Raw genomic sequence first — 24,685 nt, 5'->3', positions numbered from 1 at the left:
GTAGCCGAGCCGAAATTATGGCGGCAGGATTATATCCCCGCCCGAGGTGAGGCGCCGCGCCGCGCCGTCGAGGCCGGCAAGGAAAAGGTCGCCGGCCCGCCCCGCGCCGACGACGTAGAAGACGGCCCGCGAGCCGCGCCCGAAGCCGACCAGGTTCGCGCCGTTCACTAAAATTTTGAACCTCTTCCGCTCGAGGTCCACCGCGTAAATCGTGGCCTCCCCGAACACTTGCGGCGTACACTGGACGGCGACGTACCGGCCGTCGGCCGAAACCTCGGCGCGCGTCGCCGGGTCCCTGCCCTCGAGCTCTACGACGGGTTCATCGCCGCCGCCGCCGCCGCGGACGACGAAGACGCGATTGAGCACGACCTCGTGGGATTTTTCGTCGGCCTTGGCGGCTACGATTACGACGTCGTCGCCTCGAGCCGCGGCCGACGGCAGCCACCCCAGCTCGTGGGCGTCCGCGCCCAACAGCGGCCGCACCGTTCCCCCCTCGAGCTCGTAGCGCGCCACCGTCAACTTGTTCTCGATTATTAACGCTTCGTCGCCCACAAAACCGTAGACGGCCCGCGTCGGGCCCAGGTAGCGGGGCGCGTCGCTCCCCGGCTCCAGAAGGTACGCGCCGGCGTCGACGGCGAAATCGGCGCGGGGTTTTAACTCGCCCTTGGCACGGGCCGCCGCATCCTCCGTCGATACGGGGCACTCCGTCGGCTCAACGACGAACGCCACCCGCCCTTCGGGGGAAAAGCTGACGTCGCGGAATCGTACGCCGCAACGCCAAGCGTACTCTTTGGCCCGGCCCTTATCGTCCGTACCCACTTCGCAGGCGACGCCGGCCGGAAACGACGCGACGACGCGGTCGGACGCCGTGGCCAGCTCGTACTCGTGGAGGGCGCCGTCGCGGCCGTAGTACAGGCGCCGGCCGTCGGGCGAGGGGCCGACGTCGCTTTGGCCGTCGCCGCGGAGGCCCAGCTCGTCGACGCCGCCTTCCGCGGATACTCCTATTATCTCCGCGCCCCCCTCGGCCAACCGCGTTACGTAAACGGCGCCGTTTAAATCCTCGTCGCCGGCCGCGGGCCACGCCACTTCGCCCGGGCGGCACGATACGGCGAGAAGGGCAACGACCACGAAACCGGATACATATAGAAGGGGGAACGAACGACTACGCATAATATAAGTTTAACATAAACCGCTCGGCGCGCCCAACAACAGAGTGCGGAACGGCACGGCGCGAATACGTTTAAAAACGAATCCCGGCCGGTTTTCGTAGGGGCCGACCTTCGTAGGGGCGAAAGGCCTTTCGCCCCAACTAGAACGACCGTACCACCCCGGCCGCGTTTTGTAGGGGCGACTGGCCAGTCGCCCCTACCACCCCATCGCCGCGCCGCCGCGTTCTCGTAGGGGCCGACATTCCTGTCGGCCCGCCGTTCATATTTAATAAAAACAAGGTGGCCGCACCTGAAGGTACAGCCGGTGGGGCCGACATTCCTGTCGGCCGACGCAACGGGCCGGCCTAAAGGCCGGCCCCTACATTAAAAAAGCAACGCGAACGTCGCCTCGTAGTAGGGTTTTACGCTCATTCGATTACGATTCGGGCGAATCTCCGTTTTCCAACCTTAATAACGAAAGGTTTACCTAATTCAATAAAGAAAGAATCGCCTTCGGCGAACGTAAACGAAATATCTCCTTCGCCTTCCTTTAACCTCCGGCCGTCTATTTCCACCGCACCTTGGTTAACTAACCTTCTAGCCTCACTTTTAGATTTAACTAATCTCGCACCCACCATAATTTCTACGGGGGTATTCTTAACGCTTTCCCGTTTAAACTTGAAAACCGGCATATCCTTGGGCGTCAGGCCCTCTTTATGGACGCGCTCGAAGTGTTCCTCGGCGGCTCGAGCGGCGGCGGCGTCGTGATAGAGCTCGACGACGCGACGCGCCATCTCCATCTTCACGTCCTTGGGATGGGCCCCGCCGGCGGCGACGTCGGCCCGCAGCTTCTTCACCTCTTCCGGCTTCTTGAGCCGGAGTATCTCCAGGTAGTCGAACATCAGCTCGTCCGATACCGACATCAGCTTGCCGTAAATCTCTTCGGCCTCCTCGGTCACGCCGACGTAGTTACCGAGCGACTTCGACATCTTCCGGGCGCCGTCGGTGCCCACCAGCAGCGGCGTAATGACCGCGACCTCGGGCAGTTGGCCGAACTCGCGCTGGATGTCGCGCACTACCATCAGGTTGAACTTCTGGTCGGAGCCGCCCAGCTCCACGTCGGCCTGGAGCGCCACCGAGTCGTACGCCTGCGCCAGCGGGTAGAGCAGCTCGTGGAGGCTTATAGGCAACCCCTCGGCGAGGCGCTTGGCGAAGTCGTCGCGCTCGACCATGCGGGCGACGGTGTAACGGGCGGCGAGGCGGATGACGTCGGCGAAGGACATAGGCTCGAGCCAGCGGCTGTTGTAGTCGATGACCGTCTTCTCGCGGTCGAGGATTTTGAACGCCTGGTCGCAATAGGTCTCGGCGTTGACGCGAATTTCTTCCGCCGACAGCGCGGGCCGGGTCTTGGAGCGGCCCGACGGGTCGCCGATGCTGCAGGTGAAATCGCCCACCAGGAAGACGACCTGGTGGCCCAGGTCCTGGAAGTCGCGGAGCTTGCCCAATACGACCGTGTGGCCGAGGTGGATATCGGGCGCGGTGGGGTCGAGGCCGAGCTTAACCGTCAACGGCCGCCCGGTCTCGAGCGACGAGCGGAGCTTGGCGCGCAGGTCGTCCTCGGTGACGATTTCCAGCGCGCCCTCGCGGATGACCGCGAGTTGTCGCTCGACTTCGGCCTCTATTTTCGCGTCGCTTTTCGTCGCCACGTCGCTCCGTCCTCGCCTGGGGCTCGCCGGATATAAAAAAGGCATAGGACCTACTGCGCCCTATGCCCCACCGTCGGCGCGGCGAGGCCTTTACTGGTTGTAATACATCGCTTTTATTCGGCCCCAGGCGTTGCTCTCGGTGTTGGCGGCCGGGGATTCGCGGGGGCTATTGATATTTTGGGGTTGAGGTTTGGCGCGTTCGCGTAAATCGGTTAGATTGTCGCCGGTGTCGTACGAGTTCCCGTTAACTTCGTTGTGGTTCGGGCCGGACTTGCGTTCCAAGCTGTGGCCGCGGCTTACGCCGGGATGCTGCGTGCCCTCGTAATAAGGCCAACGCACCGGTCCCCAGCCGACGGCGTCCCGCTTTTGGCCGCCGGGGAGCTCGACTATAACGCCCCCCTCGCCTTTCAAAAAATCCATCGAGAGTTCACAATAGAAGTCGGGCTTATACGAGAATTTCGACCAGGCGCCGCGGTCCCGTTCCCGGCCTATAAGGTAAAAACCGTGACTCGGGATAACCATTTTTTCGCCGTCCTTCACCAACGCGACCATTTCGATGCCTTGCCTGGAAGCGATACGCACGCGCCACCCGCTAAGGTCGACGTTGGTTTTGCCGGCGTTATAAAATTCTATGAACGGCGGCGGCGAGCCTTCGGCGGGGTCGTACGAGACTTCCGAGATGAAAACCTTATCCGCCGGGTCGGCCGCCAAGCCCACGCCAGCTAGTAGCAAACATACTAATATGTAAGCCGATGGCCGCAAGCCAAACTTCTCCTCTCACCTACCATTATGGCAGGGTAGCCTATATCTGTCAAGCGAAAACGAAACTCGCGGCCCCTACCCGGGCGCGCCCGCCCCGGCGGTTGCGTAAATAAATTTCGGAAAAAAACCACCCTAGTTATCCGTAACGAACGGCCGCCCCGCGTTTCAGCGTTTCTTGCGCCGTCGTGACGGCGGTTACGAAATACGCGGGGACATAGTAAAAGGCGCCGTTCAAGCCGCCCCCGCAAAGGAAGCCGCACGGTATATTATAAGGTTTTAGGCCGCCGTTCAGCGAGCGGCCGGTTCCGCGCGCTCGTCGTCGCGGCGCGCCGCATCCGGTCGTTCTCCGGCGTTATCCCAATCGGCTTCGCCGCAGCGGCAGGGCGGGAATTTATCGCCCCGGGACAGCGATACCTCGTGACCGCAATTGTCGCAACGGTACACGTCCGTCAACGGCGTCGGCAATCCGGCACGGTATACCATAATCGTCCCTCCGGGTGTTCGCGGCGCACGTTCACGTGCGCCCGTCCTCGCCGGCCGAACCGCTCCGCTAGCGGTATTCGGTCCCTTCGCAATTCGGGCACGGCGGCAGTGCGTCGTCGGGGTCGTCGAGCCGCACGATCTGGTCACAGCTCGAGCACACGTATAAGCCGACCCCGGGTTGTTCCCCCGTCTTCGGCATTCCGACCACCCCTTTCGCCTTCCGCGAGCCGGAACCCACACGCGGGAAGCGGAGTATATTAACCCAACCCGCCTCGGTTGTCAAAGGGATTTTAAGCGCGGCGTGTATTTAGTCTACGGCGGCGCGGAGGCAAAAATACCGCCGCCATAAACCTTGCCCCCGGCGGTTTATTTATGCTATATTGCAAGTTAAAAGGGAGCAGACCATGCCCAAGTTCGACGCCAACAAGATTGCCGTAACCTTCGACGACGTACTGTTGAAACCCCGCTACAGCGCCGCCCTCCCGCCGGACGTGGACGTCCGGACGCAGTTCACGCGCCACATAAAGCTCAACGTCCCCATCGTCTCGGCGGCGATGGACACCGTCACCGAGGCCGCGCTCGCAATTGCGCTCGCGCAGGAGGGCGGCATCGGCGTAATACATCGCAATATGCCGACGGAGGCGCAGGCCGCGGAGGTCAACAAGGTCAAGCGGTACGTCTCCGGCATGATCGTCGACCCCTTCACCCTCGCCCCCGACTCCCCCATCGCCGACGCCCTCGCCATTATGGCCGGTTACAAAATATCCGGCGTCCCCGTGGTCGACGCGGAGGGGGTCCTCCTCGGCATCATCACCAACCGCGACTTGCGCTTCGAGAAGCGGCGCGACATCCCGGTGGCCGAGCTGATGACGCGCGAAGGTCTGATAACCGCGCCGGTGGGGACCTCGCTCGAGCAGGCCAAAAAGCTGCTCCACAAGCACCGCATCGAAAAGCTCCCCATCGTCGACGCCAAGGGGCGCCTCAAAGGCCTTATAACCGTCAAGGATATCGTCAAAGCCATCGAGTACCCGAACGCCTGCAAGGACGAGCAGGGGCGGCTGCGGGTCGCCGCGGCGGTGGGCGTGGGCAAACGCGCGCTGGAGCGCGTCGAGCGTCTGCTCGAGAACGGCTGCGACGTCGTCGTCGTGGACACCGCCCACGGCCACAGCAAAGGCGTCATCGACACCGTCAAGCTGCTCAAACGCAAATTCAAAAAGGCGGAGGTGGCCGCGGGAAACGTCGGCACCGCGGAAGGGGCCGAGGCACTTATCGCCGCCGGGGTCGACGGCGTCAAGGTGGGCATCGGCCCGAGCGCCATCTGCACCACGCGCGTCGTGGCCGGCGCCGGCGTCCCCCAGGTGACGGCCATAATGGAAACGGCGCCGGTATGCCGGAAGGCCAAAATACCGCTCATCGCCGACGGCGGCATCAAGTACTCCGGCGACATTACCAAGGCCGTCGCCGCCGGCGCTTCGTCCGTGATGATCGGCTCGCTCTTCGCCGGAACCGAGGAGAGCCCGGGCGAGCTCATACTCTACGAGGGTCGCGCCTACAAATCCTACCGCGGCATGGGGAGCATGGGCGCGCTGGGCGGCTCGTCGCTGTCGCGCGACCGCTACGGCCAGCCGGAAGACGCCGAAGCGGCGAAGCTCGTGCCCGAAGGCATCGAGGGCCGCGTCCCGTACCGGGGCCCGTTGTCGCAAGTCGTCTATCAACTCGTCGGCGGCCTGCGCGCCGGCATGGGCTACTGCGGCGCCAAGGACGTAAAAACGCTGTGGAAAACCGCGGAGTTCGTCCGCGTGACGCCCGCCGGCCTGGCCGAGAGCCACCCCCACGACGTCCAGATAACCAAAGAGGCCCCCAACTACGGCGTCCGCACGCCGTGGCACAAGAAATAAGGACCCGGGAGGTAGGCCGTTCCCCCGGCAATCATAATCGCCGCCCGCGCGCTCGGCATCCCGTTCCTGGCCGGGATTAATTTATACGTAACGGTCTTCGCGCTGGGCCTGATCAAAAAGCTCACCGGGGCGACGGTGCTGGGGCCGGAGTTCGACGTCCTCGCGAGCTGGCCGGTGCTCATCGTCGCCGGCGTCCTCCTCGTCGTCGAGGTAGTGGCCGATAAAATCCCGGCCGTGGACCACGTATGGGACGCGGTTCACACCTTCATACGGACGCCGGGCGCGATGGTCGTCGTAGCGGTCCTGATGCAGGGCCAGGACGTAACGTGGCAGGTTATCGCCATCCTGGTCGCGGGGGGCGTAGCGTTCGTAGCGCACGCCGGCAAGGCCACGGCTCGAGTCGCCTCCACCAAGGTCACCGCCGCGACCGCCAACGCCGTCGTGAGCGCGGCCGAAGACGTGTTCGTCGCCCTGGGGTCCGTGCTGGCCGCGTTCTACCCCGTCGTGTTGGGCGCGCTGGTATTGGCGGCGCTCCTCTCGGCGGCGATATTCGGGCCCAAGCTGGTCCGGGCGTTCCGCATAAGCTGGGCGGTCTCGTCGAACTACGTTCGGAACCTGGGGCGTAAGCTCCGCCGTTGGCTCGAGCCCGATTGGAGGCCGGAGGCGAGGGCGGTCAACTTGCCGCCGCCGCTGCAGGACCTGGCGCTGGCGGAAGCGCCCCTCGGCGCGGCCCGGGTGTTGGAGGGCAATTACGGCCGGCGCCGTATGGGCTACCTCCTCGTGTGGCGCGACCGGCTGGCGCTGTACGTCAAGCGGGTCGTGAAGGCGAAGGTCCGCGGTTATTATTTTAAGGAACTGGAAGACGTCTACGTGGGCGAGGACACGCTGTTGGACCGCCTGTTCTTCGTCGCCCGGGGCCGGCCGTACGTATTGTCGTTCTTCAAAGGCCAAGAACCCCCGGCGGCCTACGTGGCGGAGCTTATCGCCGCCGGGCAAGCGAAGCCGTGACGGACGGCGCGTTAAAAGCGGAAGCGCGGAAGGGCAGCGGGTAAACCGCTAAACCACGGGTAATAAATGCGCGACTTGAAGAAGAAGGGTAAAAAGTTAGACGTATTATTCGGCGCACTAAGCGCCGCCGTACCGTTCGCGGCGTACCTGGTCACGCTGCCGCCGACGATAACGTTCGAGGACTCGGGGCAGATTATCACCGCCGCGGCGAAGCTCGGCATCTCCCACCCGTCGGGGTATCCGCTCGAGTCGCTGGTAGGCCACTTCTTCACGCTGGTGCCCTTCGGCCGCATCGCCTGGCGGGTTAACCTCGCGTCGGCGGCGGCGGCCGCGGCCTGTTGCCTGGTGTTGTTCCTCCTGCTGCGTCGCTTATTACTGGACGTGAAAACCGACGCCCGGATGGCGGCACCGGCTGCGGCGGCGGCCGCGGCGGCGGCCTTCGGCCTGGGCCGCGCGTTCTGGAGCCAGGCCGTGGTCGCCGAAGCGTACGCGGTGAACGCGCTCGCGCTCGCGGCGGTGTTGTACGCCGCCTTCAACTTCGCCCGCACGCGCGACGTCAGGTGGGGGTACCTCGCGGCCTTCGTCGGCGGCCTCGCGCTCAGCGCCCACACCTCCTCGGCCATAGTATCTATACCGGTAGGGGTATATTTAATCTGGCGTTTTCGCAGGTTGCCGAGCCTTCGGGGTTTATTCGCGGCGCTCGCGTTCGTCCTGCTCGGATTCGCGGTATACCTCTATTTACCCATCCGCGCGGTCCAGGGGCCGGCCATAAATTGGGGCGACCCCCGCACGTTCGCGCGCGCCTACGGCCACATTACGCGGCGGATGTACGGCGGCCCCAACCCGGAGCGCCTCCAGTTCCTGCCGTTCCATCTACTCGAGCTGGGGAAATTCTTATGGCAGGAGTTCGCGCCGCCCGCGGTCTTGGCCGTCGCGGCCGGGATAGTAATCGGCTTGATACGCCGCGCCAAGCCGTGGGGCTTTCTGGCGCTGCTGCTGCTGGTTACCGGGCCGCTGGCCACGGCGGCGCTGGTCCTACTGCTCCAGGGACATCAACTCCCGGGGATTCAGGTTTGGTACATCCCCTTCTTTATGTTGTCGGCGCTGTTCCTGGGGTTGGCGCTCTTCGAGTTGACTACGCGCCGGAACGCCTGGGTGCGGCGGGCCGGATACGCCGCCCTCGCGCTGGCCGTAGCGCTGCCGGCGGCGTTCAACTTCTATTGGAACGATTACCGCGACTACTACTTCGCCGAGGACTACGGCGCCAACTTCCTCCGCACGATAGCGTACAACGGCCTTAACATAATGTTCGAACGCGGTTCGCTGGGGACGTTCGAGACCGCTTACTTGAAGAAGGTCGAAGGCTACCGACCGGACCACGTGTTCGTGGATGCGACGGGGAGCGTGTACTCGGAGTACGGGCGCTTCGCCGCGGGCCGCCTCGAGCCGCGGGACCCGGTGGCGGCGCAAATGTGGGAGCGTGCCTTCGAGCGAGACATCTTAACCGCGCCCACCCACCACGACGTCTACTACAGCATCTTCAGGGAAGAAGTCCCGTCGTACGGCTTCGCGCTCGAGCCCGCCGGTATGTTGTACCGCGTAACGGAGCCGCCGCTCGAGCGACGGCCCGTGTCGCCCGTTTGGCGCCGGTACGCCGTGCGGGGCGTCGCCGAGGTCGAGGCCGACCCCGCCTCCCGGCGCTACCTGGCCGAAGAGTGGGTCCGCGACGGTATTTGTAAATACAAGTTAATGCTGGCAAGGGATTATTTCCAGGCCGGCGAGACCGACAAAGCGCTCGCGACGCTCGCCGCGGCCGCGCCCGTCGCCCGGGACTTGACGGAGTCCTTGCTTGAGCTGGCCAATATTTACGCTATGCACGGTTATTATAAAGAAGCCATACCGCACTACGACCGAGCCCTCGAGGCCTTTCCGCGCAAAGGCGTAGGCGACCAGAGTTTCCGATTGCACTACGCGCAAATCCTCGCGAATAAAGCGATCGCGTACCTGCGCGTCGGCGACGTTGAGGCCGCGGAAAAAGCCTTCCGCCGCTCGCTGGAGACCTATCCCGACCAACCCAACGTCCGCCATATGGTACGGCCCGGAAACCTCGAGGAGGCCGCGCGGTTATTAGGCTCGGGTAGCCATTAACAAACCCTTTCTTCTTCCGCCCCGCGAAGCCGGGTAAACGACGGACCGGCCCCAAATTAACTCAACGCGGATGCCGCTTATGAGCAATATACTCAAGAGCCCAAAGTTGCCGCTGGCCGTAACGCTATCTTTGGCGGTAATAGCGCCCGCCATCTGGCTCGCGACCGTCATCCCCCTCGAGGGATTGAATTTGTCCTCGGACGACGCCTGGATCCACCAGGTTTTCGCCCGGAACCTGGCCCGAGAGGGAAGGTTCGAGTACAACCCGGGGGAGCGCTCCGCGGGCGTCACCGGGCCCTTATGGACCATGCTTCTGAGCGAAACTTATTTCTTCCACCTCCCGGCGCGGGCCGCGGCGTTGGCGTTGACCATCGCGAGCCACGTGCTGTGGGTGGGGGCGATATACTGGCTCTGCCGGGGTTTCTGGCCCGACCGCTCGCGGTGGTGGCCCGCGGCCGCGGCGTGCCTTTTTACGCTCTTCGGGCCGGCGTTGTGGTTTTCGGTATCCGGCATGGAGACGTCGCTGTTCTTCGCGCTGGCGACTCTCGCCGCCGCGGCCTTCGGCCGGGGCCGCCACGCCGTCGCCGGTTTCGCCGCCGCGGCCTCCGTACCGGTGCGGCCCGAGGGAGGCATACTAGTCGTCATGCTGTTCGCGTGGTGGGTTTTTAAGCTCGTCCGCGAAAGGCGGCGGCCGAACGCGGGCGAGCTCGTCGGCTACGTACTGATGCCGCTGCTGTTCGACACGCCGTTTGTAGTCCACAGTTGGCTCGTGGCGGGCGTGCCCTTCCCCACGACGTATTTCGGCCGGCACTGGCTTTACCTGGGCGCGGCGGCCGATTATCAGCGCGTCGTATGGAACGGCCCCGCCATACTGGCGTTTTACTGGTACCGGTACATCCACGTGTGGATGCTGGGGCAAAACGACCTATCCAACGCTATGAAGATATTCACCGAACCGGTCGTGTTGAGCCAGCTCGGCCTGTGGGGCGCCGCTATCCAGCTCTTCCGGCGCCGCTTGCAATCCGGTTTCGCGTTCTTCATAATCTGGGTGCTGGCCCACAACGTCTTGTACGGCTTCCTTTTGCCCAACTTCGGCACCGCCGGCAGGTACGAGGGCTGCAACTTCGCGCTATTCGCCATCGCCATACCGTACGGCGCCCTACTCGTGTTGGGTTGGGTCAAGGATAGGGGATACAAGATAATCCCGTACGTCTTCCTCGCGGCGGCCTTCGTCTCGGCGGCGGGCTCGTACTTACAATGGCGTATAATGTACGCCGACAACATCCACCACATCACCACGGTCCACGAGCGCGCGGGCAAATGGGTCGCCCAAAACCTCCCGGCGGAGGCGCGCATAGCGGCCTTCGACATCGGCGCCTTCGGCTACTACGCCGACCACTACATCATCGACCTGGGCGGCCTCCTCGACCGCGACGCCGACAAGTACCTCCGCACCAAGACTATGAGCCGGTACCTGAAAATGAAAGGCGCCGACTACGTCGCGATGATGGAAGTCGAATCGCCGGAAATTATACCGCTGGCGGAACGGCTCGGCTTCTATCAAGACGAGGGCAAAGTCTTCCGAATCGAATTCCTCAAATCGTGGAACCTCAATCTCAGCCGACGACGGTGGTTAAGCGTTACCGCGATAGCGTACCCTCGGCTGGTGCTCTATAAAATAAAGTTCTTAAGCGACTAAACTTCCCGGGGCGTTATGGCGTCCAACATTAGCGGTGGGGAAAGCAAAAAGGCCGTTGTATCCCGCGAAATGGTGCAACGGGCCCGCGACGGCGACGACGACGCGTTCGGCCTCATCGTCGAGACCTACCGCGACCGCTTGTTCGGCCTGGCCTTGGGAATCGTGCGGAACAGGGACGCGGCGGAAGACATCGTACAAGAGGCGTTCATAAAAGCCTACAAGAACCTCAAGCGCTTTCGCGGCGAGGCCAGCATTTACACCTGGTTATACCGGATAGCGGTCAACACGGCGCACAACCACTTAAGAAAAGCGAGTCGGAGGGGGGGAGTAGACTTCGACGACGTGGCGCCGTTCATCGAGGCCCGCGGCCTCAACCCGGCCGACGGCGCCGCCAATACCGAACTGGGGGAGGCCATAGACGGCGCCGTCCGCCGGCTGCCGCCGCGCCAACGGGAAGTGTTCATACTGCACTACTTCGAACGGATGACTCATCGCGAAATAGCGGAGACGCTGGGCGTAACGGAAGGGGCGATAAAAGCCAATTTCTTTCACGCCGTACAAAAACTCAAAGGGGCGTTAAGGCCGTACGTAACGTAGAACGGGTAACGGAAATGGAAAGCGAAACCGAAAAAAGCTCGTGCCGTAAATGGCAAATTATCCTCGGCGAATACGTCCTGGGGACCGTCGACGAACGCGACCGCGGGCGGCTCGAGCGGCACCTATCGCGGTGCGACCGCTGCCGCCGCGAGCTCGCCGAGATGGAAGAAATGTACCACCTCCTGGGCGACTTCGAGCCGGCGAAACCCGGGCCGTTCTTCGCCGCGAAAGTGGTGCACGCCGTCCGGAAAGAAACCGAAGCCGCAGCGCCCGGGGCGATGGACGAAGGAGCCCTCCCCGGCCTCCGGCGCTGGATGCGCCGGCCCGCCGTCGCGTCGGCGGTCGCGGCCGCGTCTATCGCCGCGGTGACGGCGATATTGTACGTAAAGGTGTGGCTGCCGCGCGCGTCGCGAGAACCCACGATGCCCCCGGCCGGCGAAGTCGCGTCGAAGGCCGGTAAATTGGCCGCGGCGCCGGCGCCCGAAAAGGAAACCGCGCCCGCCGAAGGACGGCCGGAAGTAGAGCTGCGGGGAACTCGAGCCGGGACCGGCGTACGCGGCGAGCTCGCTCTCTCGTTAACGGAAATCGCCGCAGCCGAGGAACCGGCGGCCGACGAATTCGCGGCGGCAGCCGGCAAACCGGCTGAAGTGCCGACCCGAGACAAAGACGCTACCGCCGCGGAAGGACGGTCGGAAGTAGCGTCGCGAGGAACTCGGGCGGGAGCGGGTGCGGCCGGCGAAACCGCCCCTCGCCGCTTCGAACTGGCCGCGACCGAGGAAAAGTCGGCGAGGACGCTCGCGGCGAAAGAAAAAGAAGAAGCCACGGCGGAAGCACCTTATCCGGTAACGGCTTCGCCCGAAACCTACGAAACGGCAACGGCGCCGTTCGCGGCCCGGACCCGCGCGCGCTACGACGCCGCGGACTACGGCCGGCGCGCCGAGGTCTCTACGTTCGGACGCTTAACCGACGACGACGGAACGCCGGCGTTGGCGGGATTGGAAGAGGAAACCCTGACCGCGGCCGACGTCGAGGCCCGGATGGACGCGCGCTTCGAGGCCGACGTCGAGCGGCTTACGCGGGGGGGCGTGGCCCTGGTGGATTACGTCACGCCCAACGGCCTGCTCATGACGTACTTCTACGAGCTACCGGTGGAAGAACAAAAAACGGTGTTGAGCCGTCTACGGCGGGAAGCGGAAGCCGCTACCGCCGCGGAGTTACTACTATCGCACTGACCAATCGGTTCCCGGGGGTGCCGCGATGAAGACGAACACGACGGGCGGTTTCGCCGCGGTTTGCCTTACGGCAATCCTTCTCGGCGCGGCGTCGTACGCCCAACAACCGCCCGAGGATACGCCGCCGGAGCGCGAAGCCGTCCGGGCCGCGATTAACGAGATCAAACAGAAGAACGTGGTCGACGTTCTCGAGCTGGAGGACGGGGAGGAAGAGACCTTCCTGGGCGTATACAACCGTTGGGAGGAAGTGCGTTGGCGCTACCGCGAACGGCGCGGCGCGCTGATGGAAGAACTCCGCCTGGCCATAGCGGGAAGTGACGCCAGGCCCGTAGCCGAAATACTCGACGACGTCGACGCCGTAGACGCGGAGAGTCGGGGCTCCGAGGACCGTTTGCGGGCCGAGTTCAGGTCGCTGTTGTCCGACGACCAATACGCCCGACTGCTGCTTTTCGAGCACAACTTCAATCGGACGCTGCGCCGGTTCGTCCAGGAGCAACAACGCCAGCCGCCGGGGCCGGCGACGCGGCAGCCGTAAGGCGCCCTCCGCGGAATTAGAACGCCCGGGTTCGCCGGGCGTTTTTCTTATGCCGCGGCCGGCGGGCCGGGCCTCAGTCGCGTTCCGCCTCTTCGACCAACATCACGGGAATGCCGTCCCGGACGGGATACTTAAGGCCGCACTTACAGCATATTATCTTTTGGTTCTCCTCATCGTACTCGACGTCGCCCTTACAGTCCGGGCAGGCCAAGATCTCGAGCAGTTCCTTATCGACCATAGTATATACTCCCGTCTTTTAATATTTGTGGATAAAGCGCAGGCCGAGGCCGTAACGCTGACTTCCCTCGTCCTCGAACGTACTGCCCACGACGTAGAAATCCCGCTTAAGCTCGTAGTCGACCTCCGCGGAGTGCTCGAGCTCGCGGGCCCCGGAAACTTCCTCCCGGTACTTGCCAGTATAAGAGACGAAGAGGTCGTGGGTCAAGTGCTGTCCGACGGTAAATTCGGCGTACGGGTTTTGCTGCTCCCCTCGGAAGACGTTGGCGTCGAACTCGAAGACGTCGACGCCGGTCTCGCGGCGCACGGCGCGCGACACCTCCGCTTCGGCGTAATGGCGGACGTAGTCGCTTGAGCCTTTGGAGGCCAGTTCGCTCGAGCTGAGGTCGTTGTAGTCTTCCCACGTAACGTCCAACGCCAACACCTTCATAATCTCGTCCTGCGCCAATCCGACCGTTTGGCCGGAAGTAAGCTCGTAGCGCAGCGTGACCTCCGGTTCCCGCAGCGTACCGGTGACGTCGACGTATACGACGGCGTCGGCGTTCCCCGGGCGAACGGCGCGTATCACGTGCTTGGCCTGTAGGTTGATGACCGGGTTCAGCTCTTCGGTCCCGGTTAATATTATGTCGGCCTTCTCGACCGTAAAATCGCGCTTGAGGAAGTAATAGTAGCCCCGGCGTGCGTGCAACTCGCCGGCGTAATAGGTCGCGGCGCCGGTTCGGCGGAAAACCACGTCGGCCTCGAGCTCGATCTCCGCGTCCTTGTTTCTTAACCACAGGTTCCCCGGGGCCAGTACGTGGACTTCGTAGTCGAACCCCCCGGAGGAAGGAGGGCCGCCGGCCTTCGACTCCCCGCCGAAACCTATGGTAATGAGGCCGCTGGACAGCCTCACCTCCGCCGTCGCCCGTAACCGGTCCACCGGGCCGTTAATGCTGGCCTCGACGTCCCCCGAAGCTTGTACCCCGCTGATAGCGCGTACGACGTAGTCCTCCAACGATACGGACAAATCCAACTCGAGCGGCTTTACGGCCTCGAAGGACACGCTCCCCCACGCGCGGCCGCGGCCTTCGTCAAGGTCGAACGTAATGGGGTCCTCGGGCGGGACGACGACGCTGTCCCCCCGGGCTTCGAACGCCCCCGAAAGGTTCGAAAAAGAAGAGCGTAAGGAGCTTACCACGCCTTCGCCCTCCAGGACCTCGACGCGCCCTTTGAAGGCGGGGGTCCGATACGTCCCCCCTAACTCCAGCCGGCCCCGCACCTTCCCGCCCGTAATCAGCACTTCGTCCGTAAGGGGATTGAGGGCTCGTAGGTCGAGGTCGGTAAAATCCGCCCTGAGCTCCATCTCGCCTCCGAGGGGCGAACCTTCCCCCTTACGCAAATCCAACGGCAGTTCGCCCGTGACAACGACGTTGGGAAGCGTACTCTCGGAAAGCGAAATTTCGCGGATGGAGACGACGCCGTCGCGGTACGTGAAGTCGGCGCGTCCCTTGGCGAAATACACCCCTCCCCAGCGGGCTTCGCTCAACAGGAAGTTGGCGCGCACCGTGGGCGAAGACGCGGTCCCCGTAGCGGTGATAACGCCGTCGACGAAGCCCTCTTCCGCCAGCCCCTCCTTGTATAACGAGGTAAGGGCGGCCAACTTGAACTTGGAGAACCTCAACGTAACGTCCAGCGGTTCGTCGCCCTCGCCCGCCAAGGCGGAGAGGGGCAAGTAGGCCGCGGCGCGGAGCGTACCGCCCGCCAAACCCGCGACCAGGCCCGGAACCGTCAACCGGTTGTGCTCGTACGAGACCTCCCCCTCTATGTAATCGATCGGTTGCCGCCCGAAGAAGACGTTGGAGGCGGCGACGCTGGCGTAGAAAGAGGGAGCGTCCATCGTACCTCCTATATCTAAACGGACGCGGTCCAACGTTCCGCCGAGGCTCGGGCCCACCTCCGCGGGCAGCAACTCGTCGAGGGGAACGCCGCGGGCTTCGATCTCCAGCGCCAAGGGCCCGCCGTCGAGGCCGAAAGAGCCGGCCAGGCCGAACTCGCCGCCGCGGAACTTCAAAATGCCGCCGCTTAGAACGCCCCGGCCCTTTTCGCGACTGACGACCAGAGGTTGCATCAGCTCGGCCTCGGTTTCCCCCAAGTCCAGCGTTAAGCTGGTCAATTCCATACGCCCCTGACGACTGTCGTACGCCAAATCGAAACGTACGTTGCTTCCCTTCACACTCTCTATATACCCGTTCCGGAAGACGTATACGCCGTCCTCGGCGTCGAGGTCGCCGTACGCGCGGGCGAGCCGGAGCGGCCCTACCGATACGTCCCACGCCATAAAGCGAACCTCGCCGCGGTCGTCGGCGCCGATGTCCTTCCAATACCCCTCCGCCCGGGCGACGCCGCACTTCACCCGGCCGTAGGCGAAGTCCTTGAACACCACGCCTCCCTCGAACGACGGGTGCTTATAGGAACCGAAGATCCGGCCGTCGACCGATACCGCCCCCTCGAGCCCGCGCCACTCCCGCTCCGCGGCGAACCGCTCGACCGGTACGAAGCGCGCCTGGATTTCCAAATCCAGCGCTTCCGGGTCGGCGTCGCCTTTCACGTAGAAATCGCCGCCGCCTCCCAAACGCAGGAACAACCCCGAGATGTACACGCGAGACGATGCGTAACGGATGTCCGCGTTCCCGCCGTCGATTATAAGCGGACCCAGCTGCCCCGGGCCCAGATGCAACGAAACGTCGACGGCGTAGTCGTCGGGGCGGGCGCCGGCCCCGGCGAACTGCAGCCGGACGTCGACGTCGGTCTCGAGAAAGCTACTGTGAACGTAATCGGCCAGGTTCACGCGCAGCAAGCGGGCCTCGCCCCAATAGACCGGCCTGTCGTTCGATAAATCGACCGTCATTTTTGCGTACACCGGCGTCTCGTTGACCCGACCTTCAAAACCGCGGAGTCGAACCTGCCGCGTCGCGATGTCGACGTCGTAGTAGGCGAAAACGTCGCGCACGTCGAAGCCGTATATGTACGCGTCGTCGACCGTCAAAGAGCCTTTCTGCACCAGCCGCTCGGTAGTACCCACCAACGACCCGCTATAACGGCCGCGCCCGAAGACCTCGGGCGGGTCGTCGAACGCTCCCTGCAGCGCTTCGCCGAAATCTATGGGGTCCGCCTCGAACTCGAGCTCGATGTGTACCTCCGGCTTGAATTTTATCGTGCCGTCGGTCCTGATGCGAGTAATATGGGAGGCCGCGTCCACGCCGGAGAAGTGCATAAGCCGCTCGTTTATGGCCAGCGAGCCCGAGCCGAAGTGTAAGATGCGTTGGCCGAATTCCGGCAAATAACAGCTGCAGTGCCGCAAATCGATGAAGACGGCACCGCGCGCCTTGGTGAAAGTACATTCGATGTCGGCGTCCGCGAACTCACTCAAGGGGCCGCCTACGAGCATCCTGAAGTAGGCGTCTTCCAGATATACGTTAACGATCTCGAAGTATACCCCCTTGCCCTCGGGCGGCCCCTTGGCGCCGAAGATGCGGTCGAGGTTTACGCGACCGTCGGGGTCCTCCTTCAGCAACAGCCGCGGCCGGACGCAGTGCACGCGGTCGATTACGACGTCGCGGCGCATAAAATGAAGGGGATTATAGCGGACGTGGATTTCGTCGATGACGAGCGCGGCGCCGTCGCGCGTCAGCGACGGCCCGTCGCCGATGGCGAAATCGTATATATCCACGCCCGTAAGCAGCGTGCCCTCCACCCGCCCCACGCGGCACTCGGTCCGGGTATAATCGCTCGTGTACTTCTCGATGGCGAAGTCCACCAGCGAGTGGAAATAACCGGCCCCGTACAGCGCGAAGGCGAGCGCGAACGCGCCGACCAAAACTACCGAAGTCACCACGCCGAGGACGCGGACGAACGCCAGCGCGAGGCGAAGCAGGATCCACGACGCGTCTCGTAAAACTAAAAGGGCTTTCTTCGAGAACCTGGCCAAAACTTCAACTCCGACTCGACTAGAAGATGTGGCCGAAGGCCAAATAGAAACGACCCGGCCTCCCCCCGCCGCTCTTCCCGAGAATCGGCTCGCCGTAATCGAACCGTATGGGCCCGACGGGCGTATTATAGCGCAGGCCGAAGCCGGCGCCGTAAAACAGGCCCACCTTTTTCGTCTCGGGCCAATCGCTCCACACGTTTCCGCCGTCGACGAACAAACCCGCCCACATATTCCCGAGGTTGAGCCCTATGCCGGGTACGCGTCTCCCCGCCGTAAACGGGAGTTGGAAGCGGAACTCGACGTTCGCGATAAACATCATGTTGCCGCCCAAGGGATAATCCACGTCGTCGACGACGACCTTCGGCCCGACGTCGCGTTCGCCGTAACCCCGGATGGAATACGCGCCGCCCGCGAAAAACTTCTCGGAGTACGGAACGTCCTTCGTCTGAGCGTACGCGCGGGCGTATCCGCCGCGGACGTGAGCGGCCACCGTCGCGGCCTCAGCCACGCGGATGTATTGACGCCCGTCGCCGATTACGCGCCAGAAGTCGGCTCCGGTTATAAAACCGCCCGCCGTCTCTTCGGAACCGAACAGATAGACGCCTTGCCGCGGGTTGAAGATATCGTCGCGGGTGGCGTACGTGGACGAGAAGATGACGCTGGCGATGTTCTGCAAACCCCGCGCACCCACGAACCTCTCGGCCAGGACGACTTCCCCCGCGGGCCAGACTATTACCAGCGGGGCCTCGTCCCCCCCGAACGTCGTTTTCGACTTCTTGAACCGGAAGCCGCCCGTAACCTCCAGATGTTCCGTAATTTCCCGCGTAACGTCCGGCTTGATGCCGACTTCCCACTGGCGCAGGTCCACCCGCAACTCCCGGTCGTAGAACAGCGTCACCGAACCGATGTACCGATACCCGAAGAGCCAAGGTTCGGTATAGGTGACGTTCGCCCCGAACTTCGATTCCTCCAACGCGAACCCGTACGCCGCGGAGACCTCCGTCGATAAACGCTGGTTATTCCCGAACACGTTGTTGTGGCCCCACCCCACGGCGACCGTCGCGCGGTCCGGCGACTCGTAACCCGGCTCGAGCTTGTACCATTTGAATCTATCCTCCCGCACGATGACGAGGATGTCGACCAAATCCGGCGAACGCGGCGAATCGACGGTTTCTACCCTGAGGTCGCGGTATAAGCCGGTACGGTAGATGTTGGCGCGGCTCTCGTCAATCTTGGACGCCCGCCACAAGCGATCCGGTTTAATCTTATAGTTGATTTCGCGGGTAACGATTTTCGGCCGCGTCTTTTCGTTGCCGGCGACTAAAATGCCGCCCACGCGGTATACGCGGCCCTCGTCCACCGTAAAGGTGACGACGCCGGCGTCCCGATCTATCTCGAGCTTGGCGCTGGCGCGGGCGTAACCGCGCTCGCCGTAGTACCGGCCTATCTTCACCGCCGCCTCGTTGAGGAGGCGGGCCGAGAGCGGCGAACCGACGTCAACGCCCAAATTTTCGCGCACCTCGAGGTAGCGTTCCGGGCTGACGCCCCCCAGCAAGATCTCCTTAATCTTGGCCCGCGGCCCCTCCTCCACCCGCAGCTGGAGCTTACGCTTGTCCTCCTTAACGTCGCGGAAAGCCCACAGCACGTTGGCCTCCGGGAAACCCTCCGCGTGGTAGGCGTTCTCTATCGCGTCCACGCCGCGCTCCAACACATAATCGAAGAGGTACCTCTCGTACCGCTCCCCCTTCTCGACGGCCAAGAGGTCTTTGACCCGGTCGTCCTTGAAATACTTATTGCCGTCTACGGCCACCTTCGAAATAACGAACGCGCCCTCGCCGCCTTCGTCCTGGGCGGCCGCGGCGCACGTCGCCGCCAACGCCGCAACTACTAGAAAGGCGGCCTTAAGCTTCATATTTGAATTCTATCACACAACTTACGGGCCGCGCAACATACGGCCCCGAGTTGCTAAAAAGCCGCCCGACGGGCGGCAAACGTTCGCGCCGACGCGGTTCTAGAGGTCGAAGATCACGCGCGCGACGTACGTACCGTCGCCCCGGCGCTCGACGACGAAGTCCCCGTACGTCACGTTCTTAATTTCGCCGTGGGGCCGATGACGGTCGACGTCGACCTCCTCGCCCCACAACGTCGCCGCGAGCCCGGTATCGTCGTCCCGAAAATCGAAGCTGAACTTCTTGAAGGCGTAGCTCTTGGCGTCGAGCAGGTATAGGAGTTCCGCCAGCCACTCGTGGAAGAGCTCGGCCAGGTCGGCCGCGGCGAGCTCGAGCCGCCGTTCCACCACGGCCTCGACCGCGTCGTAGTCGAGCGCCAGCTGATACAAGGCCCGCGCGCCCAGGACGAAGAGCTCCTCCCGAGAGGCCGCGGTGACCTCGACGCCGGCGTCGGCCGTGTGCTCTATATACCGTATGTCGCCCATCCCGACTACGAAGGCGCCCCCGGGCTTTCACCCCTCGAGCGGCTCGAGCAACACCGTCGCCCACGCCGCTATGGCCTCCCCTTCGCCGATGTAACCGAAGCCCTCGTTCGTCTTGGCCTTTACGCCTACCGCGGCTATGCCCACGCCCAGCAGCTCCGCGACGCGGGCGCGCATCCGGTCGACGTACTTGGCGAGGCGAGGCCGCTCGACGACGACTACGCAATCGACGTTGCCGACCCTCAACCCTTCGCTTTCGACCATGGTCCGCACTTCGGCCAGGAGTTTGGCGCTGTCCGCGCCCTTGAAGCGAACGTCGGTGTCCGGGAACTGGTGGCCGATGTCCTTGAGCGCCGCGGCGCCGAGCATCGCGTCCATAACGGCGTGCAACAGGACGTCGCCGTCGGAGTGCCCGGCCAGCCCCCGCTCGTAGGGGACTTCCACGCCGCCGAGGATTAACGGGCCCTCGTTCTTGAAGCCGTGCACGTCGTACCCTATACCTATTCTGGTCATATTCCAACGGCTATTATAACAACGTATCGGCCCGGCGGCAACGGCTTAAATATCCGCCTTTTGCCGCGGCGCCGGACGACCCGGCCTTGGCCTTCGAGCTGGGCGCGACGTACTATGAAGCCGGCGATTACGCTCGAGGAAGCCGCTCGCGCCGAGAAAGAGGAGAAAGCGCCCGCGCGCGAGGTGGGGCCGGGTCCGTCAGAATAACGGCAAATATTTTCCCCTATTAATAAAAAAACCCCGGCGAAACGCCGGGCGCTACAGAGGCAAGTTCAGGCGGCAAGGGCCTTAAGGCCCTTGTCGGGGGCTACTAGCCGGTCGCCCTACTTAAACAACGCCTTCACCCGGCCGAGGGAAGCAGGCCCGACGTCTACCCAGTTGTCGTAACGGTATATGTAGTTCGTCGCCGCGTCCAAGACCCAAATGAAATGTCCAATGTCTTGGCCGACGGTATGGTCTTCGTCGATTCCCACTGGCGTTTGTATGCCCACGATAACGGGGCGGCCGTCCTCGTATATCGTGTGCGTCGCCGAGTCCGATATTAACGTCATGCCGTAGCCGCAGCAGCCCGTAGGCCGCGACCCGGGCCCCGCGAACGTACTCACCAACGAACCCGTCGTGGGGTTTACGACGGCGATGACGTTGCGGTCGGGTATCGCTATGTAAAGGGATCCCGGATAACCCTTACGTCCGGGTCGGCGGGCCCCGGGACCGGGCACTGGAACGACCTATATAACGAACCACTGGTGGTGGTTTTGTAGATCCATGAAGTACGGTTATTGGAAATGAATAAGGCATACCCCGAGTCGCTCCCGACACCCCACGCGCCGGCTCCTCCCGGGGCCGGGAAACTGGAGATGATCATACTAAACTGAGAGGAAATATAATATATATACGGCGTCGGGCCGCCGCTTACGGTCCAACCGCTTTCCAACGCATACCGCGCGTAACCACGAGCGTTTGCTACGGGGCAGCGGAAGGAACCGACGAGTTCCCACGCCGCCGCGGCCCCGGCGAACGTCGTCGCCCCAAGGACTACTGCCAATAACCTACGCATCATTAATCGCCCCCTACTGACACGTTATCGGCCAGCGCCTCGCGCTTCGTTGTATAAACGGACCTAACCCTACCCGATGACGCGCTCGAGCAACGGTACCACGTCGCGCACGTCGGCGACCTCGTAGTCGGCCTCCGCCGCCGCGGCCCACCGCGCCACCTCCGGGCCGTCGCGCCGCACCCACACCGTCCCGAGCCCCACCTTGCGCGCGGCGATTATGTCCTCCGCCGGCGAGTCGCCCACGTACAGGACCTCGCCGGGCGAGAACCCCGCCATCGCGCACATCTTCTCGTAGATGGCGACGTCCGGCTTGTAGACGCCCATCTCCTCGGCGACCGCGACCCATCGGAAGTACTTCTCCCAGCCCAGCCGGGCTACCTTGGGCCGCTGGATGTCGGTGAAGCCGTTGGTGAGGAGGCCGAGCGGAACGAGGGGCTCCAGCGCGGCGAGCGTCTCCTCGGCACCCGGCAGCGGGTAGCTGACGGTCATGTAGATATCCAGATATTCGCGGCCCAAGGCCGCGGCGTCGTCGGGCGGCGGCTTGCCGGCCAGCGCGAAGAGCTCCGCGAAACGCCGCGCGCGGAGCGTCGTCCCGTCGATCTCGCCGGTGGCAAGCTCGAGCCACATACGCTGGTTGACGTCGAAGAAAAGGCGGGAGAAAGCGCCGACCGTCATCCCGGTATCGGATACGCGGTAGCGGCGGTAGAGCTCGGCCAACGCCTCCCGGGCGGCGCGGCGATGGTCGTACAGCGTATTGTCGAGGTCGAAGAAGACCGCCGCGGGTTTTTCCAAAACGCGGTTCCTTTCGCGCCGGCCGCGGCCTAAGGCCGCAACCGGACCTAGCGGTAAAGCGCTTTAACGCGCCCGAAGGACGCCGGCGTCACCGCCGGGTAAAAGCCGAAACTGATGCGGGCGTTATATCCCCATTCGCCCACGGTCCCGGTCGTGGCCCGGTGGTCGTACGCGAGGCAATGATGCCCCGCAAGCTTGTCCATCAAAACGAGGACCTTCCCGCCGGTCGCCGATTCCCACGTAATTTCCAAAATCAGGTTGTCGCGGTTGTTGTAATCGAACGTCTCCGCCATCGGTATGGGGTAGACGCCCTGGACGGAGGGCAACTCGTACGTCGCGAAGCTCGCGACCAGCTTGGGCGTGTTGCCGCCGTAGTTGGCGGCGAAATCCGACGTCAGCGCCGCGAGCGGCGTGTGGCACAGGTAAAATTTGACGTTATAGAACGTCGCCGTCGTCTCGTTCTTCTCCAGCTCGAACTCGTTAATGGTCCCGGCGTAATCGATACGGCTTTGGTCGAACAGCATCTGCATCCGCAGCGCCGGCCGCCACGCGACCCAGGGATGGTCGCTCGGCTCGTTGCCGACGTACACGTAGACCTGCTTACCCGTCGCGGCCGCGGCGGCAACGACGGCCAAAGACGCGACGACGCCGAAGAGAACACCTCGCGTTACCATCCCGACCTCCTCGGTCGAAGTAACCCAACCTACCGGTAAAGCGCCTTGACGCGGCCTAAGGAAGCCGGCGCGAACCCCTTATAGGTATCGAAGGAAATGCGGGCGTTCAATCCCACGTTCGCGACGGCCCCGACCGTAGCCTTCGCATCGTACGCGTAACAGACGTACGCCGTCACCGGACCCGATAACAACGTCACCTTTTGCCGGCCGCCCGTCTCCCACGTCACCTCTAAAATGAGATTATCGCGGTTGTTGTAATCGAACGTCTCCGCCATCGGGATGGGATAAACGCCCTCGACCGCGGGCAGCTTATACGTCGCGAAGCTCGCCACCAGCTTGGGAGTATTGCCGCCGTAGTTGGCGTTGAAATCCGTCGCCAGCGCCGCCAGCGGCGTGTGACACAGGTAGAACTTGACGTTGCCGTACTCGCCCACGTAGACTTGCTTCTCCAATTCGAACTCGGCGACCGTCCCGGCGTAGCTGAGCTTGTCCCGGTCGAACAGCATCTGACAGCGCATGCCTTCGTTGGGAGAGTACCACGGATAGCTGGAACCCGAGCTGCCGTTTAAGATGTAAACGGCGTGACCCGTGGCCCAAGCCGGACCCGCTAAAAGCGCCGCGGCGGCAAACGTCAAAACTACCGCTCTCATAGGCGAACAACCTCCTCGCTCGAAAAAGCGCTTCCCGGCTACCGAAACAAAGCCTTGAGGCGACCGAACGACGCCGGCGCGACGCCCGGGTACTTGTCGAAGACTATAAGGGCGTTGTACGCGATGATATCTGGTGTCCCGGTCTCGGCCTGATAATCCCACGCGAAGCAGCGGTGGTTGGCCACGGACCCGTTCTTAATCCGACACATTATGTTCGTCTTGTCCGAGGACTCCCACGTAACTTCGAACAGGAGGTTGTCCACGTTGTTGTACGCGAACGTCTCGGCCATCGGAATCGGGTACGGCCCCACCACCGCCGGGACCTTGTACGTCGCGAAGCTGGCGACCATCGTCGGCGTGTTGCCGTCGTAGTTTTGCCGGAAGACCGGCGTCAGCGACACGAGGCCGGTGTGACACAGGTAGAACTTGACGTTGTAGAATTCCGCCGAATTGCCGTCGCTTTTCTCCAATTGGAACTCCGTAATGGTACCGGCGTAGCTTATGTACGAGCTGTCGTAGAGCATCTGGCACCGCACGCTCGTCAGCGTGGGGTGCGGCCACCACGGGATGGCGTTCATCCCCTCGCCGTACTTGACGTAAACCTCGCTGCCGGTAGCGAACGCGGCCTGGCCCCAGGCCAGACAAACCGCCAACGCGACCGCCCTTATAACGCACGTTCTCATACGTCACCTCCGTTGCTCGGCCGCGGCGATTGCCGCAGCTCTGACCAATCGTTTTCAATATATCAAAACCGCCGCGGTAAGTCAAACCGGTTATCGTGGCGTAGCTTGGGACAAATGGCCGGGTCGACGCTATGGCGTAGACAGTGGGCTTAAGCCCACTGTCCAAAACACCACACTGCCACGAACGCCGGCGGCACGGGGGGATATCGGCGCGACCGTAGGGGCGACCGGCCGGTCGCCCCTACCGGCCAAACGCCCCTACATTATTGCGTTATCGTGGCGTCGGGTGTTACCACCCGACGCCAACCCTTACCGAAACAGTCAGGTGGTAACACCTGACGGCACACGGAGCGGTTATAGAGTAGGGGCGACTGGCCAGTCGCCCCTACCGGCCGGTCGCCCCTACCGGCCAAACGCCCCTACATTATTGCGTTATCGTGGCGTCGGGTGTTACCACCCGACGCC

22 protein-coding genes are annotated in these 24,685 nt (G+C 63.3%); 7 read left to right on the top strand and 15 right to left on the bottom strand.

Annotation, left to right across the window (positions count from 1 at the left end; all coding sequences use genetic code 11):
* Positions 1-15: 15 nt before the first annotated feature.
* The 5 genes from VMX79_04485 to VMX79_04465 all read right to left on the bottom strand — a co-directional run bounded on the left by VMX79_04485 (position 16) and on the right by VMX79_04465 (position 4,298).
* Positions 16-1,170, bottom strand: coding sequence for a hypothetical protein (locus VMX79_04485; protein HUV86349.1), 1,155 nt, complete (start codon positions 1,168-1,170; stop codon positions 16-18).
* Positions 1,171-1,576: 406 nt separating this feature from the next.
* Positions 1,577-2,854 (bottom strand): tyrosine--tRNA ligase, encoded by a 1,278-nt coding sequence (gene tyrS, locus VMX79_04480; GenBank protein ID HUV86348.1) that lies wholly within the window; start codon positions 2,852-2,854, stop codon positions 1,577-1,579.
* 90 nt (positions 2,855-2,944) lie between these two features.
* On the bottom strand, positions 2,945-3,586 hold the full coding sequence (locus VMX79_04475; GenBank protein HUV86347.1) for a lamin tail domain-containing protein: 642 nt from the start codon (positions 3,584-3,586) through the stop codon (positions 2,945-2,947).
* Between the two features lie 318 nt (positions 3,587-3,904).
* Positions 3,905-4,099, bottom strand: a complete 195-nt coding sequence (locus VMX79_04470) for a hypothetical protein (GenBank protein ID HUV86346.1) — start codon at positions 4,097-4,099, stop codon at positions 3,905-3,907.
* Positions 4,100-4,166: 67 nt separating this feature from the next.
* Positions 4,167-4,298: a hypothetical protein gene (locus VMX79_04465; GenBank protein HUV86345.1), complete on the bottom strand. Its 132-nt coding sequence runs from the start codon at positions 4,296-4,298 to the stop codon at positions 4,167-4,169.
* A 205-nt stretch (positions 4,299-4,503) separates the two neighbouring features.
* On the opposite strand from VMX79_04465, the gene guaB reads away from it, so the two are divergent.
* The 7 genes from guaB to VMX79_04430 all read left to right on the top strand — a co-directional run bounded on the left by guaB (position 4,504) and on the right by VMX79_04430 (position 13,216).
* Positions 4,504-5,997: an IMP dehydrogenase gene (gene guaB, locus VMX79_04460; protein HUV86344.1), complete on the top strand. Its 1,494-nt coding sequence runs from the start codon at positions 4,504-4,506 to the stop codon at positions 5,995-5,997.
* A 30-nt stretch (positions 5,998-6,027) separates the two neighbouring features.
* Entirely contained in the window at positions 6,028-7,005 is a 978-nt protein-coding gene (locus VMX79_04455) for a DUF4126 domain-containing protein (GenBank protein HUV86343.1), read from the top strand.
* Positions 7,006-7,071: 66 nt separating this feature from the next.
* Positions 7,072-9,153, top strand: a complete 2,082-nt coding sequence (locus VMX79_04450) for a DUF2723 domain-containing protein (GenBank protein ID HUV86342.1) — start codon at positions 7,072-7,074, stop codon at positions 9,151-9,153.
* 79 nt (positions 9,154-9,232) lie between these two features.
* Positions 9,233-10,852: a hypothetical protein gene (locus VMX79_04445; GenBank protein ID HUV86341.1), complete on the top strand. Its 1,620-nt coding sequence runs from the start codon at positions 9,233-9,235 to the stop codon at positions 10,850-10,852.
* Positions 10,853-10,921: 69 nt separating this feature from the next.
* The gene (locus tag VMX79_04440) at positions 10,922-11,449 is read left to right on the top strand and encodes a sigma-70 family RNA polymerase sigma factor (GenBank protein HUV86340.1); all 528 of its coding nucleotides are present in this window, start codon (positions 10,922-10,924) and stop codon (positions 11,447-11,449) included.
* A gap of 14 nt (positions 11,450-11,463) precedes the next feature.
* A complete protein-coding gene (locus tag VMX79_04435) occupies positions 11,464-12,681 on the top strand; it encodes a zf-HC2 domain-containing protein (GenBank protein ID HUV86339.1) in 1,218 nt (405 codons plus the stop codon).
* Positions 12,682-12,706: 25 nt separating this feature from the next.
* Positions 12,707-13,216 carry a hypothetical protein gene (locus tag VMX79_04430; protein ID HUV86338.1) on the top strand — a complete coding sequence of 170 codons (510 nt, stop codon included), beginning with the start codon at positions 12,707-12,709 and terminating at the stop codon, positions 13,214-13,216.
* Positions 13,217-13,289: 73 nt separating this feature from the next.
* On the opposite strand, the gene VMX79_04425 is transcribed toward VMX79_04430, so the two are convergent.
* The 10 genes from VMX79_04425 to VMX79_04380 form a co-directional block, all read right to left on the bottom strand.
* Entirely contained in the window at positions 13,290-13,454 is a 165-nt protein-coding gene (locus tag VMX79_04425; GenBank protein ID HUV86337.1) for a Trm112 family protein, read from the bottom strand.
* An 18-nt stretch (positions 13,455-13,472) separates the two neighbouring features.
* Positions 13,473-17,420, bottom strand: a complete 3,948-nt coding sequence (locus VMX79_04420) for a translocation/assembly module TamB domain-containing protein (protein HUV86336.1) — start codon at positions 17,418-17,420, stop codon at positions 13,473-13,475.
* 19 nt (positions 17,421-17,439) lie between these two features.
* Positions 17,440-19,332: a BamA/TamA family outer membrane protein gene (locus VMX79_04415; protein ID HUV86335.1), complete on the bottom strand. Its 1,893-nt coding sequence runs from the start codon at positions 19,330-19,332 to the stop codon at positions 17,440-17,442.
* 99 nt (positions 19,333-19,431) lie between these two features.
* The gene (locus tag VMX79_04410) at positions 19,432-19,854 is read right to left on the bottom strand and encodes an archease (protein ID HUV86334.1); all 423 of its coding nucleotides are present in this window, start codon (positions 19,852-19,854) and stop codon (positions 19,432-19,434) included.
* A gap of 27 nt (positions 19,855-19,881) precedes the next feature.
* Positions 19,882-20,364, bottom strand: coding sequence for a 2-C-methyl-D-erythritol 2,4-cyclodiphosphate synthase (ispF, locus tag VMX79_04405; protein HUV86333.1), 483 nt, complete (start codon positions 20,362-20,364; stop codon positions 19,882-19,884).
* Positions 20,365-20,687: 323 nt separating this feature from the next.
* The gene (locus VMX79_04400; protein HUV86332.1) at positions 20,688-20,969 is read right to left on the bottom strand and encodes a hypothetical protein; all 282 of its coding nucleotides are present in this window, start codon (positions 20,967-20,969) and stop codon (positions 20,688-20,690) included.
* A gap of 521 nt (positions 20,970-21,490) precedes the next feature.
* Positions 21,491-22,213, bottom strand: a complete 723-nt coding sequence (locus tag VMX79_04395; GenBank protein ID HUV86331.1) for an HAD family hydrolase — start codon at positions 22,211-22,213, stop codon at positions 21,491-21,493.
* Between the two features lie 47 nt (positions 22,214-22,260).
* Complete coding sequence (locus tag VMX79_04390; protein HUV86330.1) at positions 22,261-22,887, bottom strand: hypothetical protein; 627 nt, start codon at positions 22,885-22,887, stop codon at positions 22,261-22,263.
* A gap of 29 nt (positions 22,888-22,916) precedes the next feature.
* Positions 22,917-23,537 carry a hypothetical protein gene (locus tag VMX79_04385; protein ID HUV86329.1) on the bottom strand — a complete coding sequence of 207 codons (621 nt, stop codon included), beginning with the start codon at positions 23,535-23,537 and terminating at the stop codon, positions 22,917-22,919.
* A gap of 38 nt (positions 23,538-23,575) precedes the next feature.
* Positions 23,576-24,220: a hypothetical protein gene (locus tag VMX79_04380; protein HUV86328.1), complete on the bottom strand. Its 645-nt coding sequence runs from the start codon at positions 24,218-24,220 to the stop codon at positions 23,576-23,578.
* Positions 24,221-24,685 lie beyond the last annotated feature (465 nt).

This window comes from bacterium (genome assembly GCA_035529855.1).
In the GTDB taxonomy this organism is placed as follows: Bacteria; RBG-13-66-14; B26-G2; order WVWN01; family WVWN01; genus WVWN01.
This window is presented reverse-complemented; position numbering and strand designations above follow the sequence as displayed.

What these genes read in the sequence shown, in the direction of transcription:
- VMX79_04485 (HUV86349.1), bottom strand. Translation starts at nt 1,170, where the DNA reads ATGCGTAGTCGTTCGTTCCCCCTTCTATATGTATCCGGTTTCGTGGTC.
- VMX79_04470 (HUV86346.1), bottom strand. Translation starts at nt 4,099, where the DNA reads ATGGTATACCGTGCCGGATTGCCGACGCCGTTGACGGACGTGTACCGT.
- VMX79_04380 (HUV86328.1), bottom strand. Translation starts at nt 24,220, where the DNA reads ATGAGAACGTGCGTTATAAGGGCGGTCGCGTTGGCGGTTTGTCTGGCC.
- VMX79_04445 (HUV86341.1), top strand. Translation starts at nt 9,233, where the DNA reads ATGAGCAATATACTCAAGAGCCCAAAGTTGCCGCTGGCCGTAACGCTA.
- VMX79_04435 (HUV86339.1), top strand. Translation starts at nt 11,464, where the DNA reads ATGGAAAGCGAAACCGAAAAAAGCTCGTGCCGTAAATGGCAAATTATC.
- VMX79_04450 (HUV86342.1), top strand. Translation starts at nt 7,072, where the DNA reads ATGCGCGACTTGAAGAAGAAGGGTAAAAAGTTAGACGTATTATTCGGC.
- VMX79_04430 (HUV86338.1), top strand. Translation starts at nt 12,707, where the DNA reads ATGAAGACGAACACGACGGGCGGTTTCGCCGCGGTTTGCCTTACGGCA.
- guaB (HUV86344.1), top strand. Translation starts at nt 4,504, where the DNA reads ATGCCCAAGTTCGACGCCAACAAGATTGCCGTAACCTTCGACGACGTA.
- VMX79_04390 (HUV86330.1), bottom strand. Translation starts at nt 22,887, where the DNA reads ATGGTAACGCGAGGTGTTCTCTTCGGCGTCGTCGCGTCTTTGGCCGTC.
- ispF (HUV86333.1), bottom strand. Translation starts at nt 20,364, where the DNA reads ATGACCAGAATAGGTATAGGGTACGACGTGCACGGCTTCAAGAACGAG.
- VMX79_04425 (HUV86337.1), bottom strand. Translation starts at nt 13,454, where the DNA reads ATGGTCGATAAGGAACTGCTCGAGATCTTGGCCTGCCCGGACTGTAAG.
- VMX79_04465 (HUV86345.1), bottom strand. Translation starts at nt 4,298, where the DNA reads ATGCCGAAGACGGGGGAACAACCCGGGGTCGGCTTATACGTGTGCTCG.
- VMX79_04410 (HUV86334.1), bottom strand. Translation starts at nt 19,854, where the DNA reads ATGGGCGACATACGGTATATAGAGCACACGGCCGACGCCGGCGTCGAG.
- VMX79_04385 (HUV86329.1), bottom strand. Translation starts at nt 23,537, where the DNA reads ATGAGAGCGGTAGTTTTGACGTTTGCCGCCGCGGCGCTTTTAGCGGGT.
- VMX79_04440 (HUV86340.1), top strand. Translation starts at nt 10,922, where the DNA reads ATGGTGCAACGGGCCCGCGACGGCGACGACGACGCGTTCGGCCTCATC.
- VMX79_04415 (HUV86335.1), bottom strand. Translation starts at nt 19,332, where the DNA reads ATGAAGCTTAAGGCCGCCTTTCTAGTAGTTGCGGCGTTGGCGGCGACG.